This is a genomic window from Enterocloster bolteae (assembly GCF_002234575.2).
Lineage (GTDB): Bacteria > Bacillota > Clostridia > Lachnospirales > Lachnospiraceae > Enterocloster > Enterocloster bolteae.
In genome coordinates this window covers 3,485,137-3,497,747 of the sequence record NZ_CP022464.2, presented here as the reverse complement: position 1 = coordinate 3,497,747, position 12,611 = coordinate 3,485,137, and the positions used below count along the sequence as shown (strand labels likewise).

Sequence of the window (12,611 nt, the reverse complement as noted above, 5' to 3'; positions counted from 1 at the left end):
ATTAGTCCCATAGGCCCAATATGTCAAAATCCGTACACTACAACTCTTTAATTTTTTCCCAGTCCCTTTCCAAAACAATCCCATCAACCTGTTGGGCGTTATACAGCTCATCCAATGATTTGTAGTTGTACTCGCCGCTTGCTTCTTTTGGATTGCCGCACCGCTGAAAAGAGCAGTGGTCGTCATAAATTATAATCATGTATTCATTCGGGTTGTCATGAAAGCATAAGCGTAATTCTGATTCAAAATCATGCTCCTGGATGCTTTTTAATAACAATCCTTTTATCTCTTCAAATGTGTAATTGGTCATTTTGTGCCCCTTATTGTGTAGGATTGCAGGCTCCGTTGGCAACCGTTCCTTTCGTAGAACGGTTCAACTCCCGGCTGTGCGCCAAAATACAGCATGGTTGGCGTATTATCCTTAGCAAGCTGGAGGAGCTTGCTGCCGATACCACGTTTCTGATATTCGGGAAGAACAAGCAGTTCTGTAATTGTGCCAAAGAAATAGCCGTCTGAAAGAATCCGCAGGCAGCCTACAAGTACGTTATTTTCGTAAGCGCTTATGTTCAGTGTTTTTGACAATGCTGACTGCGTTTTCTCTTCATCATAATCTCCAGGCCATACTTTATTGACAAAAGGGATAAATACGGAAGCGTTAAGCCCCTGGTCATTCACTTTGTATTCCAATGATTCTCTGGACCTCCTTTCTGGTTAAACTCCCTATTCCTGATAGCCCTCTCATTGCTTCCGAGGCCACACCGGTTTTACAAGATAACATATTATCTATCTGAAAATTCGCTGATGATATGTATTTCCCCGATGATATGCTCATTAAATTCATCCAGTTTTTCGGCTGGGACCCATAACTCCTTATGGTGCGGGCCCCCGACCTGATGGACTTCAAACTGTCTACAATATTGGTCGTCTACCTCAAACTTTGTGACATAACCTCTGTGGTCTTCATTATATTTTACATTCCAGCTGGAAGCAATCTCCGTTGCGTACTGTTCGTTCAGGACTGGATAAAAAATAGGCTGTTCCACTAATCTCGGTGGAAATCTGCGATAATTGCTTTTCTTTATCAGCTCCAATTCTTTTGAGCCAACAGGTCTGTATAAAATCATTTTTCCTCCTAATGGTCTGTGTTCCGGTTGCATAAACTAAAAGTTCCAGATTTTTATTCGTAGTCAATTCGCTCAATTTTGAAAATTACAGGCCTTGTTCCGTCCGAGCAGCAGGTAATCATGGTGTTTTCTTCTCTCATCCAACCTTTCATGATAGAGCCGCCTTGAAGTCCGGTATAAATATAATGTGAAATAGCGTCCCATGCTTCGGAACAAAATGGCATTTTAGGTCCGCCTGCAACTGTATCTGCATTACCACTGGTCTTAATTAATGTATTCAAACCCATATGCCAGAAATCATCTCTTTCATCATCACGATAAAATACAAATTCATCTCCCACATTATAGCAAGGACAGATACCCGAATTGGGGTCATGACAATATTGTTGTTGCAATTCAGGATAAAGTTTTTTATCAATGACAGTTATTTTAACTTTATATTTCATCTTGTTTTACCTCCTTCAAACTCCGATTTAATAATTTCTCTGTTCACTATAATTCCATATGTCAATTAAATAATGATATTCATCGCGGGAATCAGAGCCGGCCTCCAGCATACGGTTTAAATCTGTCTCAGCGAGCAGAAAGCCTTTGGTATTTCCATTATGTAACCACAGGGAGGGGATTGCAAGCCGTAAATCCAATAGCTTAATCCTGCACCATATGCCGCAGTAAAAGTAATACTCATCGTTTTCCTTCAAATCCATAGTACCAATGAGCCAGGAATAAACCGTCTCTGCTGGAGATTGGTATGATAACTTGCTATATGGTTCAATATCATTTCCAAAAGTAGTGGTATAGGCGGAAAACATTTCGTTTAAACCCGGATTTTCATTCTGCTCTAAAAGTTCCAGTATGCTGATACCGCTCATTTGTTTTAATTTGTTTTTGGCAGCCTGTACGGTCTGTTTATATGCAATTAGTTTCTGGCGTTCAGTCATTCCATTCGTATCTCCTCAACTTCCGATTGTCAGCCCGGTAAGCCGGGAATCCTTTCTTACCATGAGTGAAAGTTTTACTCAACGCGATGGTTTATGAATAAGTCCTGCATCTATGTCCATATAATAGTCAACTTCAATATTTTCATTAATCGGCACATTATCAAGAGGCATTTCTTCAAAATTATATCGCGCACAAAATATTGAAATAAAATCCTTTGTTTCGGCTTCTGCCAGAATTTTTGCCAGTCTTTTCTTTAATTCAGACACAGAACATTTCGGGCCATTTAGCAATCTGTCCTTTGGATACATTTCAATATAAATCAGCATGATTGAAAGTTCCTTCCTCTCTGTAATTCCAGGTTTGTCAGCCCGGTAATCCGGAAACTGCCTCAACGTTATTGTAACTCCCGATATGATTCTAATAATTCCAGTAATCGAATCGCCAATGGATTTGAATAGTCCCAGCTATCCGCAATCCCCTTTGGGTAATATGGATGGAATAGATGGATGTCTCTGATTCGCTCCATTTTATCCAATTCTTCTAAAATTAAATATAGCTGCTTCTCCAAAATAAAGTCAGGGCGATTGTCTTTATTTTTTATTTCCTTTTGTACAAGGGCTTTGGTTTCTTCAACCATTGACTGGAACTCATCCATTTATTTGCCTCGCTGGTTTCAATATTACTTTTATATTATCATACACCGCCTAATCCGTCCACGTTTCCTTCCTGCTGCAGAAGTAAGTTCTTTTGTCATTAGAGAATGGGGAAATAAATACAGGCCGCCCTCGGTAGGATAGGAGAGCAGCCTATATTATTTCTGGGTACTGGTGGCGATGTAATTGTAGGAATCATCCTGGTGGAAATCAGAATATTGACATTTCATTAAGCAGATTTTTTAAAACGACCATCTGTCCCGCTGTAATTGTTACCCCTTTTCCGTACTCCGTATGTTCGCTATTCCATGTTCGTATATCATAAACAGGCTCTTTATTGTCCCACGAAATCAAATTTAGTTCTTTTATCCACCCATTATTTAATGGGGATAGATTACCGATATGCTTATAAATTTCATAGCGTTTCATATGAAGCACCCCCAGATAAATTACGATTTTCACAGTTCATTTTGTAAAAATTCTTTTCCATTATACGATTGTGACGCTGTATCCCTTTTTATTTTTACCGCGTTCTATGTGTTCTTTACCATAGATTCAAGACTATAGAGATTATCTTCATCTCATTCGTAATCACTTAACCCAATCCCCGATAAGCGGTCTATTCATTCCAGATATTTGAAGTATCAGATGATTTTGTGTACTGGAAAGCAGAACCGTTTTGCAGATAATCCCAAGTGGAATCTGTAAAAGTGACGGTTGCTGCCTGGCCGTCTGCTGTAATGATGCCCCTGATTGGATTCCCTGCAGCATCGGTCGCAGTAAAGTTCATACCATCAGCCGTCAACTCCCCAATGCCATCACTTAATGAAGTCAGGCGGTAAATTCCTATCTGTACGATATATTTGTTATCATCACCTCTCGCAATTTCAAGATTTGGCTCATTGACATCAGAATCCAGATATTCTCCGATATAAATGGTATCATCTAAATGTGCGTCATTTACATTCGGTTCCTCATTGTTAATGCCTTTTGTTGCGGATTCTGCATTCACTGCAGCAGATTGTCCGGCGACAACAGATGTATTTGAAGCACAACCGCTGAGTAACAGGATTCCTGCATATAATCCGATTATAATTTTAAGTTTCATCCCAAACGATACTCCTGTCAAAATTACTTTTGTATTTTTTCTTAATCACCAAAGAATAAACTGCCATTAAAACAATGGTTTCCACTACAACTCCCGCAACAATGTCCTGCAAGCAAAGGAAGTCCGGGCAGAATAAATACAATGCCATGTGCAACATAAAGTTTGGACATGGTATGATTATACTTTCTTATATCCGTCACCTCAAACATTTTCTTATTTCCCCAGAAACCAATTGCTTTTTTGAAAACCATATGTATACAGCCAAACATAAATTAATAACGGCCCAAATGCATCATATGAAAAAAAGAATATATTTTTTTCCACTCAGATACCTTATCAAATTGGAATCTAACATCTATCGAAAAACCTTTGAAGCTTATCTACAAATTTCCCAATATGTATGCCGTCAACAAAGGAATGATGTGCCTGTACTGATATTGGAATGACAATTTTCCCATTCTTCTCATAAAATTTTCCCCAATCAAACAGAGGGGTTGCATTATCCTTTTTCCCGGAATTGGTATGAGAAATATGCGTGTAGGTGACCCACGGCATAGGAGAACATTGAAAAACATCATTTCCTAATGGACCTGTAAAATATTCTTTTTGCTCCTTTGCTATCGTTTCTGCAAACTCACAGTATTCTTTTAAATCGTCTATCATGGGGACATTAACCACTTTGAACAATTCGGTTTCTTGATTTAGATAGGTAAATGCAGTATCTATCTTGTCAAACAAAACAATCTGTCCATCAACAAACCGATAACGAAATGCGTCTATATCATTTGCACATTTACAAACTGCATATACCATTGCCAATGTAAAAGAAACCCCCTGTTCTTTAACTACACGTTTAAATCTTGTAATATCCGCTTCAAAGGTTACACAAAACGCTGGTTCAACACTATTTCTAAAAATCATACAGTGCATTGCTCTATTCCATGTTTTTTCATCAATTACTTTATACTTATTTGCCATGTGCTTATTCCTCCAAATTCTAAATTTTCATTCTTTGCGATTGTCTGACAAACCGGAAGTTGGCAAGCATAGAGTATGTTCCTACTTTCATTAAAATAATAAGCTTTTAGTTTTAGCCTTCTTCTTTGACACCCATATAATAGCAATACCAGCAATAATTAAAATAATGCAAATAAATAATAATGCCTGCAGCCTATATTCTGATATGAATTTCCAAAAATCATAACCAAGGATATCTCCACCACCGTAATATTGAACCGAACCGTCTGGCAATATACGTTTCTTTTCAACATGAACCTTTATCATTGTAGAGAGGACAATTAGTGTAATACTTCCAGCACAACCCATAGCAGAACAAATGAAGCCAATAACAAGTAGTATTTTAGAACGAAATTTATCTTGTAAAACAGTTGTATTATGCTGGACGGCTGGAATATCAGCCTCACTGCAGATGTTATCATTTAGCAGGAAGTCAATCGAAACTGAAAACAATTTGCTAAGTTGTATTACATTTTCTGTATCTGGTAATGATTCTCCTAGTTCCCATTTAGATATTGCCTGTCGTGATACAGTTAATTGTTGTGATAACCTTTCTTGTGAAAAGCCTTTTTGCTTTCTTAAAAATTTAAGTTTTTCTCCAAATGTCATATTAGCACCTCCTGTGTTATATAAAAATTTAACATTATAAGCGGTTGCTATCTACCACATAAACCTCGAAGTTTCGCAACTATAAGTTGCAACCCTTTTATCATAACATTTTTACCTTGAAAATATAAATAATCCCAGTTATAACTTCCGATTTCTCATGCAATTCAAGCTGTTAAAAGTGTAACCGATATCCTCAACATAATTTGTATCCTTTGTTATTAATCAAATCCAGGCAGTTTTTTGTTATGTATTCCTTATGTCTATATTCATATTCCTCCCCGTAGTTTTCGTCCTTCATGCTTATCAGGATAACTGTAAATTCTGTATAAGGAGCTATCTTTTTCACATATCTCACCAGGGAGTGATACACCTTGGTCAAACAGTCCGGCCTTTGTATATATTTTTCATTTTCATCGTAATATCCAGATATGCAATAGATTCTTGCCCTGTGGATTTCCTTTTTCTGCCGTGACCCGGCAACGCCTGCGGGCTCATTGACGATGGAAGAGTAGCCGGCTTCAATGAGGGCATTCCCGGTTGCAGTATAGCCATAATCCAAACATTCCTTGCCATTTACGGTAAGGACCTCTATGGCTCCTGCCTCCGGAAGATGGAAGTAGTAGCCTGGATAATTGGATGTTCCATAGGGGGTGATGATACCGGCATCCTTGCTTTCAATGACTTTGCCTAACTTAAGGTCCTCTTTTACAACCGTACAGCCCAAGTCAACTGCCATTTGCGCGACCAGCAAAAAGTTATCATAATCCATCCAATAATTTATCTGTTTTCCCATCCCATCACCAGCTTACTTTGGATTTTTAACACAATAGGCTAATTGATTGGCTTGCCTATACACATTTCCTTACGCCATAGCGGTGCTTCGCCATCATCAGACCAGTATTCATCAACGGACACAATTTTTTCATCCTCTATTCGGAAAAATGATACAACATGAAATGAAGAGGACCTGTCTTTTGGAAAGACATGCGTCGTAGTTATTATTAGGTTCCCTGCACATTCGACACGCTCAACCTTTCCATCCCAATCTCCCGGATATTCGCAGTTTGCCTGGATAAATTCATCCACAGTAAAACATTCATTTGTACAATGCCAATTCACATATGCGGTATTTTGGAAGAATCCTTTTATTGCAGCCCTGTCCTGTTCCAAAACTGCCTTCCAAAACAGTCTTATATTCATATAGAACCTCCTATGAATTCTGGTAAGCTTCTATCATCAATCAGATGGTTTGTTATTACGGAAATATAGAGGAATCCAACGCAAGATATTTCTGGCTCACCCCATTATCTGAAAGTATTTTTGAAATATCATCATACAATTTAAGGACCTCTTTCCCCCTATATGGGGGATTGCCAATGATAGCCACATCAACATTATCCCTAAATGCGGAAATGTTGAAAACAGTAATTATGTTGGAAAAGGATTCCTCAGGTGCAAACTCAAAGGTATTGATGAATCCATCCAATACCACAGGGAACTCAATTTCCTTATATTTGCAGACCTCCAGGCGGGTGAGCATGGCATCCCGAATCATATCAATATGGTTTTGACTGATAGTGATAGTGCAGGAATCAACGATTGTATTTGCATGCAATCTAGGTGTAACAAAATATAGACACCTTACATTCCCTTTTTCCACACCCTCCATCACATCGACCTGGGATATTGTGGTTTCCCATGCATCTGCCCGGGTATATCTGAAAATGCGTCTTTCTTTTGCAGACATCTTCGTATTCTGTATTGGCATGTTATTATCCCTCACAATATCTTTATTTCCACTCCATAGCGCCCAGATGTTCAGCAAGGGCTTCCAGTTGGGCCTCGTCATTAGCCCCGGTATTATTGAAAACCAATTTATTTACTGCTTCTTGCGTGACCAGTTGCTCATCATCATTAAGAAAATGAATGGCAAGGTTATCCATACTTATTGCCTTCTTAAAAAATTCCGATTTGTCGGTAAGCTCAATTTCCCTACAAACCGGAATTTGTAAGTTTCTTATAATTCCAACCTCATATAAATAACTTCTTGAAATCCTGTCACGCGGGAATTAAAGCCTTTCGGATTTATGCCATATTTAACAAACCCTGCTTTCTCATACATGGATAATGCCCTTTCATTTTCAGCAACCACACTCAACTCCAGCTGAATATACCCCGCCGCCCTTAGTGCCTGTCCAATCCCAAGTCCCCAAAAATCTTTAGCGACGCTAATACCAAATTCGGCACGATGCCTTACCTTATATTTTGAGCCTATTGCTTCAATTCCAGCAGTTCCAACAACTACATTCCCGACTACGGCAACTATCTCAATCTCATTTGAACTTTCGGATTTTTTTTTCAGAAATTGACCTTCCTGCATCACGTCGAAACTATTCTCATCTGGATAGGATAGTAAATAATCGGTTTGTCCATGGGTCAGATTAAAGCAATCCCATACAGCCTGTCCATCACTTTCTATGCCGTTTCTCAAACAGCATTCCACACCATTTTTTAAAATTATTGTCTTACTATATTTCATAACTTAATCCATTCCAATTCATATTTTTTATTCCGCCGGATTACTCAGTCAATTCCGATTTGTCGCTTCGTTCAGCTCCCCTACAAACTGGAATTGCATTAAAGTTCTCCGGCTGGAATTTTTTTATTTTTGTATGCAGTAATAAGTTTGTTAAGCCATTCGTCTTTATAGTTTAATATAAGACTAACTTTTTTTATTTTCACAGCATGATTCCTACATAAATCGAAAGTTATATTTCCTTATCCATATTAACTGCATACAGTACATCTGGTTTTAATCGCTGCGATACCCTGTTTATATTTTTTTCAAGTATTTCAAAAGGTGGCCATTCATAATCGCATAAAAGCTGTAAAGCATCCTCAGACACATCATCATCCGTTGAAGAAATTACCACTGTTTGCAAAAGCTCAACCAATTCATTGTGAATATCTGAAATATCTTGTTTAAAGTAAGGGTCCATAAACCAATCCAGAGCAAATAACAGACTTCTCTTTTTATTTTTATCATTACCCATAAGAACTTTACGAATTTCCACTATTCCAGCCTTTATTATTTTCTTCTCGTTTTCACCATACGAAATATAGCTAATAGGCTTCACCATTGCTTCTCACCCCCTAAATTCAAGGAGAATAGTATTTTCATAAAAATCATCCCATAAATTGTGTCCTATTTCTCCAATCCAGATTCCATTTTTGAAAAATACGTTTGGTATAGTCATTGCTTCACTTCTCCATTAAATTATGATAAAATCCCTCATCATCCCAGGATGCTTTTAAAGACCACGAACAGTACAATGGCCAGCAGGATAAGAACCAGATAAGCCAGGCCCACTAATTTCACGATTTTCTTTGCCTGGGCCGAACCTTGTTCTCTTATTTTCCTTAATTTCTGTTCCAATTCGTCCGCAGCCTGCTGGCCGAACTCCTTGGCAATCCAGTTTGGGTTATATTTGTCGTTGTTCTTACCATAGGTATAGCTGTTGGATATCTGAACCGTGTTCTTGGTAAGCTCCCCACTGTGATTGTATTTCCGATAGTCATAATATACGGTGAAGAAGGAGAGGACTGGAATGATTGACGCATACTCGTCCTTTATATGAAGGAAATAGACATCCAGGTTGTCTGTGACTGTAAGAGGCTTTGTGATTTGAGCTATCTGTTTTTCATCATCATAGATGGACACATAATTGTTCCTTCCCCTATCAAGGCTGTATCCCAGATAGGCATTTCCCATACACTCAATGCAGAATTTGCTGTCAAACAAGCCGTTCTGCATGACATAGAAGGACCCTTCGCTGCCATTCCTGCCGATGATTTCAAACTGCCCGAAACGCTGCCCTTTTGTCAGCAGGTATTTGAAGGGAATCAACTCCTCCACGAGGTTGTCGATGAATCTATAGCGGGTAGTATAAACTATTTCCCCGGCAGGATTGGAAAAGGTGAGTTCCCGTAAGTCTTCCGCATTGAACGGCAGGGAAATTTTCATCCACGGGGCTTTTGCCTGGAACAAGAGTTGGCCGTTGGAGGTAACTTCAAATAAATTTTCAGTATTTGATTTTGTTTGTTGTATCGTAACCAGCATAGCTGTATCCTTTCTATAGAAAAATATTAGGAAATGCAGATGCCCCGGAATCGCATCTGTTTCCCACTTTTATACGAAAAATTGGGAGTTATTTTATGATGTGTGCAGTAATAATCGTATAACTATAATAGTTGACGGTTATCTTTACACTGTCAATTTCGCAGTACCAATTTTTGCCCTGCCGGTATATATGGCAATTTTCATCCATAATTTTGTCCTTACAATATTCAACCACGTCAACATTTTCTAATTTCAGATTCCGTCTGATTCTGTCAGCGCCCATTTCAGTAGTATGGATTTCATCAATATTATCAATCAATATGACTCTATCACTCATCATGTCATTCTCCCATAGCTTCCGATTTAAAAAGTCACCTATGTTCATTATAGTCCCATATGTCAATCAAGTAATGATATTCATCGCGGGAATCAGAACTGGCCTCCAGCATGCGGCTCAAATCTGTTTCAGCGAGCAGGAAGCCCCTTGTATTTCCATCATGCATCCACAAGGAGGGGACTGCAAGCCGTAAGTCTAACAGCTTAAAGCCAGGAATAAACTGTTTCTGCCGGGGAACAGCACGATAATCTGCTGTATGGCGCTATATCATTTCCATAGGTGGAGACATAGGCGGAAAACATTTCGCTTAAGCGCGGATTTTCATTCAGTCCCATAATTGTTCAGTCTGTTTATATGCAATTAGTTTCTGGCATTCGGTCATTCCATTATCTGTCTTATTCTGATTTTTTGTGTTGATCAGCTCCCCTACAAACTGGAAGTTACGTTGTCAATTTCTTTTCTGTTTCAGCTATGTCTTTTTCAATCAGCGGACGCATACTGTCCTTGTATTTCGATAAATCTGCACTCCGCAAACATGATAATATTACTGGTATATATTGTGGCTTTGCTGAACCAACCTGTGCAAGAGCCTTTATGCACTGTCTGGCTGTGATTGGCTTTTCATCCGTTATATGTGCAAGAAAATCAGAAATTATCAAGTCGAAACGATTTTCGTCATCCCATTGAGCATTTGCCGCAAGGATATACAATGCTCGATTTCTCACTAATGATTTTGGATAATTAAGCAAAGAGGCAAAGTCATCAAAATATTCATACCATTCATCGGTTTCTAAACTTTCTGATATGATTTTATCGGCAAGAGCACAAGCATATTTATCGTCTTTTCCCGTCAACGTTGCTGTAATATTTTCTTTCATGGCTATCCCTCTAACTTCTGATTTTTTCATTTTTTGCGTTTGTCTGACAAACTGGAATTTACAAGACTAAGATTGGCCTGGTACTTCGGCAAGAGCGAAAATCATGCAAACCATTCAATTTCAAAATCATCATTTATAATTTGCTGTAATATTCCAGCTTCTGTTATGTCCCAATAAAGTAATTGCTCTTTATCATGAAATATTATGAGATAAAATCCACCAGTATCGTCTGAATCTCCACAAATTCCGATTTGTTTATATGGCGCTATCAGCTTATAAAAGTATAGCATGTACATTCGGATTCCACAACAGTTTCCCCACCCATCTGCCAGTTGCCGCATATACTTGCCGTATGATATAATTTATCCCATGAACGAGAGGGAGGAAGCGGTATGCCGGCGTATTTCAATCTATCAGTCCAGTTCAGAAGGGATAAGCTTTATCCCACATTTGTGAAGGATTTCTATGCCTTGCTTGATGAAGCGGCAATGAAATTCCAATCAGGCTATTGGGGATTTGAGGAGGATTCATTGGAAGAGACCACCGAATGGAACCAACGGAAGCTGGAAGAGGATTTTAACCTTGGGTTCACGGAGCACCATTCACACGATTATAAGCAGGTGATATATAAGTTTGGCGGTTATTCCGAGGTGCGGGGGTTCTGGATGAACAATTACCCAGAGGACGGGGAGTTTACCCATGAAATCATCATACCGGAATCAGATGTCCTGGCGGAAGGATATCCAGTCAGATTCAAGGAAGAAAGAATTGAGGAACTTCTGGGATTCTCCAAAAGGATATGGCAATTCCCTCCTGTCAGGGCCATACAGACGGGCTTGGAAATTGAGGATGACTCAGCCGGCCTTGCGGAACTGGCACAGGGAGGATTCCCGAACGCCTGGCCTTTTGCTATCGTGGAGGACTCAAGGGCTTGCTATGAAGATTCCATATATGATATCCAGCCCATAACCGAGGGGAAGAAGGGGCTCCTATTTCGGCGTACAGGAGCTGACAATGAATAGAAAATGAGGAGGATATTATGATATCGGCTTTTTGGGAGATGTTCAAGCCGCTTTATGCAGTGGATACATTGGAGGGGTATACGGAGAATGAAATTGTATATTTGAAGGAGCTATTCGGCGCTCTGCCGCAGGTATTGGAGGATTATTACCGTGCCGCCGGGCGGACAAAGGCGTTCCACTGTGTTCAGGACATATGGATACTGCCAGAACATTTCCAGAAGTGGGAATGGCTGTGGGAACCGGAATACTTGATTCTTCTGAATGAGAACCAGGGAGTATGCCGGGCCGGAATCCGCAGGGAGGATTTGATGCTGCCGGACCCTCCGGTTTATGTAACGGAGGATGATAAAAACTGGACCCTTTGCGCGCCCACGACCAGTGAGTTCCTGTCTGCCGCACTGGCTTATGAGTGTGTTTTTACCTTTGAATGCAATCCGGAAGAATTCTACTGGTTGACAGAGGAGGAGCTGGGGCTGATTCAGTCTAAGCTCACGAAGCTTCCTTTTGAAATAACAAACTGGCTTTGCGGCATGCGTATTACCCTCTATAGCAATGAGCCGGACAATATGGTGGCCGTCATGGACTGTGGAGACTGGGAACTGCATGGGGACGGGGAACTGCAGATGCTTTATGGGGCGGCAAGTGAAGCCTCATATGCAAGCCTGATGTCCGTCCTGGAAGGCGTTGGGGAAGCGATATAATTTAATGAATGTGGATTGTGAAAGGGGAAGAAAGCCCTTGATTTTGGTGGAACCTCATACGCCATGAACTTGGAGAAAGAGCCAAGCAACGAGGAAGGCG

General features: G+C 39.7%; 23 protein-coding genes. 2 read left to right on the top strand and 21 right to left on the bottom strand.

Going from position 1 to position 12,611, the window contains the following annotated elements; translation table 11 throughout:
• Nucleotides 1–37: 37 nt before the first annotated feature.
• The 21 genes from CGC65_RS16470 to CGC65_RS16365 all read right to left on the bottom strand — a co-directional run bounded on the left by CGC65_RS16470 (nucleotide 38) and on the right by CGC65_RS16365 (nucleotide 11,084).
• Nucleotides 38–310: a hypothetical protein gene (locus CGC65_RS16470; RefSeq protein WP_002564482.1), complete on the bottom strand. Its 273-nt coding sequence runs from the start codon at nucleotides 308–310 to the stop codon at nucleotides 38–40.
• Nucleotides 307–687, bottom strand: a complete 381-nt coding sequence (locus CGC65_RS16465) for a GNAT family N-acetyltransferase (RefSeq protein WP_002564481.1) — start codon at nucleotides 685–687, stop codon at nucleotides 307–309. Before CGC65_RS16465 ends, CGC65_RS16470 begins: the two co-directional genes overlap by 4 nt.
• 92 nt (nucleotides 688–779) lie before the next feature.
• The gene (locus CGC65_RS16460) at nucleotides 780–1,124 is read right to left on the bottom strand and encodes a hypothetical protein (protein ID WP_002564480.1); all 345 of its coding nucleotides are present in this window, start codon (nucleotides 1,122–1,124) and stop codon (nucleotides 780–782) included.
• Between the two features lie 53 nt (nucleotides 1,125–1,177).
• Complete coding sequence (locus tag CGC65_RS16455) at nucleotides 1,178–1,570, bottom strand: TIGR04076 family protein (protein ID WP_002564479.1); 393 nt, start codon at nucleotides 1,568–1,570, stop codon at nucleotides 1,178–1,180.
• Between the two features lie 27 nt (nucleotides 1,571–1,597).
• Entirely contained in the window at nucleotides 1,598–2,065 is a 468-nt protein-coding gene (locus CGC65_RS16450; RefSeq protein ID WP_002564478.1) for a hypothetical protein, read from the bottom strand.
• A gap of 78 nt (nucleotides 2,066–2,143) precedes the next feature.
• Nucleotides 2,144–2,458 carry a hypothetical protein gene (locus CGC65_RS16445; protein ID WP_007037505.1) on the bottom strand — a complete coding sequence of 105 codons (315 nt, stop codon included), beginning with the start codon at nucleotides 2,456–2,458 and terminating at the stop codon, nucleotides 2,144–2,146.
• A gap of 2 nt (nucleotides 2,459–2,460) precedes the next feature.
• On the bottom strand, nucleotides 2,461–2,721 hold the full coding sequence (locus CGC65_RS16440) for a hypothetical protein (protein ID WP_002564476.1): 261 nt from the start codon (nucleotides 2,719–2,721) through the stop codon (nucleotides 2,461–2,463).
• A gap of 208 nt (nucleotides 2,722–2,929) precedes the next feature.
• Nucleotides 2,930–3,148: a YdbC family protein gene (locus CGC65_RS16435; RefSeq protein WP_038281658.1), complete on the bottom strand. Its 219-nt coding sequence runs from the start codon at nucleotides 3,146–3,148 to the stop codon at nucleotides 2,930–2,932.
• Nucleotides 3,149–3,338: 190 nt separating this feature from the next.
• Complete coding sequence (locus CGC65_RS16430) at nucleotides 3,339–3,827, bottom strand: hypothetical protein (protein ID WP_002564475.1); 489 nt, start codon at nucleotides 3,825–3,827, stop codon at nucleotides 3,339–3,341.
• A 348-nt stretch (nucleotides 3,828–4,175) separates the two neighbouring features.
• Nucleotides 4,176–4,805: a CatA-like O-acetyltransferase gene (locus CGC65_RS16420; protein ID WP_002564474.1), complete on the bottom strand. Its 630-nt coding sequence runs from the start codon at nucleotides 4,803–4,805 to the stop codon at nucleotides 4,176–4,178.
• Between the two features lie 90 nt (nucleotides 4,806–4,895).
• Complete coding sequence (locus tag CGC65_RS16415; RefSeq protein ID WP_002564473.1) at nucleotides 4,896–5,453, bottom strand: helix-turn-helix domain-containing protein; 558 nt, start codon at nucleotides 5,451–5,453, stop codon at nucleotides 4,896–4,898.
• Between the two features lie 193 nt (nucleotides 5,454–5,646).
• Complete coding sequence (locus CGC65_RS16410; protein WP_002564472.1) at nucleotides 5,647–6,246, bottom strand: hypothetical protein; 600 nt, start codon at nucleotides 6,244–6,246, stop codon at nucleotides 5,647–5,649.
• A gap of 38 nt (nucleotides 6,247–6,284) precedes the next feature.
• Nucleotides 6,285–6,653, bottom strand: coding sequence for a nuclear transport factor 2 family protein (locus CGC65_RS16405; RefSeq protein WP_002564471.1), 369 nt, complete (start codon nucleotides 6,651–6,653; stop codon nucleotides 6,285–6,287).
• A gap of 55 nt (nucleotides 6,654–6,708) precedes the next feature.
• Nucleotides 6,709–7,221, bottom strand: a complete 513-nt coding sequence (locus CGC65_RS16400; RefSeq protein ID WP_002564470.1) for a hypothetical protein — start codon at nucleotides 7,219–7,221, stop codon at nucleotides 6,709–6,711.
• 22 nt (nucleotides 7,222–7,243) lie between these two features.
• The gene (locus CGC65_RS31350) at nucleotides 7,244–7,396 is read right to left on the bottom strand and encodes a hypothetical protein (protein WP_002564469.1); all 153 of its coding nucleotides are present in this window, start codon (nucleotides 7,394–7,396) and stop codon (nucleotides 7,244–7,246) included.
• A 74-nt stretch (nucleotides 7,397–7,470) separates the two neighbouring features.
• Complete coding sequence (locus CGC65_RS16395; RefSeq protein ID WP_002564468.1) at nucleotides 7,471–7,992, bottom strand: GNAT family N-acetyltransferase; 522 nt, start codon at nucleotides 7,990–7,992, stop codon at nucleotides 7,471–7,473.
• Nucleotides 7,993–8,221: 229 nt separating this feature from the next.
• A complete protein-coding gene (locus tag CGC65_RS16390; protein ID WP_002564467.1) occupies nucleotides 8,222–8,593 on the bottom strand; it encodes a hypothetical protein in 372 nt (123 codons plus the stop codon).
• 155 nt (nucleotides 8,594–8,748) lie between these two features.
• A complete protein-coding gene (locus CGC65_RS16385) occupies nucleotides 8,749–9,477 on the bottom strand; it encodes a hypothetical protein (protein WP_227124992.1) in 729 nt (242 codons plus the stop codon).
• Nucleotides 9,478–9,661: 184 nt separating this feature from the next.
• A complete protein-coding gene (locus tag CGC65_RS16380) occupies nucleotides 9,662–9,910 on the bottom strand; it encodes a DUF3781 domain-containing protein (RefSeq protein WP_038281663.1) in 249 nt (82 codons plus the stop codon).
• Between the two features lie 440 nt (nucleotides 9,911–10,350).
• The gene (locus tag CGC65_RS16370; protein WP_002564463.1) at nucleotides 10,351–10,788 is read right to left on the bottom strand and encodes a hypothetical protein; all 438 of its coding nucleotides are present in this window, start codon (nucleotides 10,786–10,788) and stop codon (nucleotides 10,351–10,353) included.
• 101 nt (nucleotides 10,789–10,889) lie between these two features.
• Complete coding sequence (locus tag CGC65_RS16365) at nucleotides 10,890–11,084, bottom strand: hypothetical protein (protein ID WP_007037495.1); 195 nt, start codon at nucleotides 11,082–11,084, stop codon at nucleotides 10,890–10,892.
• A gap of 96 nt (nucleotides 11,085–11,180) precedes the next feature.
• Here CGC65_RS16365 and CGC65_RS16360 point away from each other — a divergent pair, with 96 nt between their 5' ends.
• Both CGC65_RS16360 and CGC65_RS16355 read left to right on the top strand, forming a co-directional pair.
• Complete coding sequence (locus tag CGC65_RS16360; protein ID WP_002564462.1) at nucleotides 11,181–11,810, top strand: hypothetical protein; 630 nt, start codon at nucleotides 11,181–11,183, stop codon at nucleotides 11,808–11,810.
• Between the two features lie 17 nt (nucleotides 11,811–11,827).
• Entirely contained in the window at nucleotides 11,828–12,511 is a 684-nt protein-coding gene (locus tag CGC65_RS16355) for a hypothetical protein (RefSeq protein WP_002564461.1), read from the top strand.
• Nucleotides 12,512–12,611 lie beyond the last annotated feature (100 nt).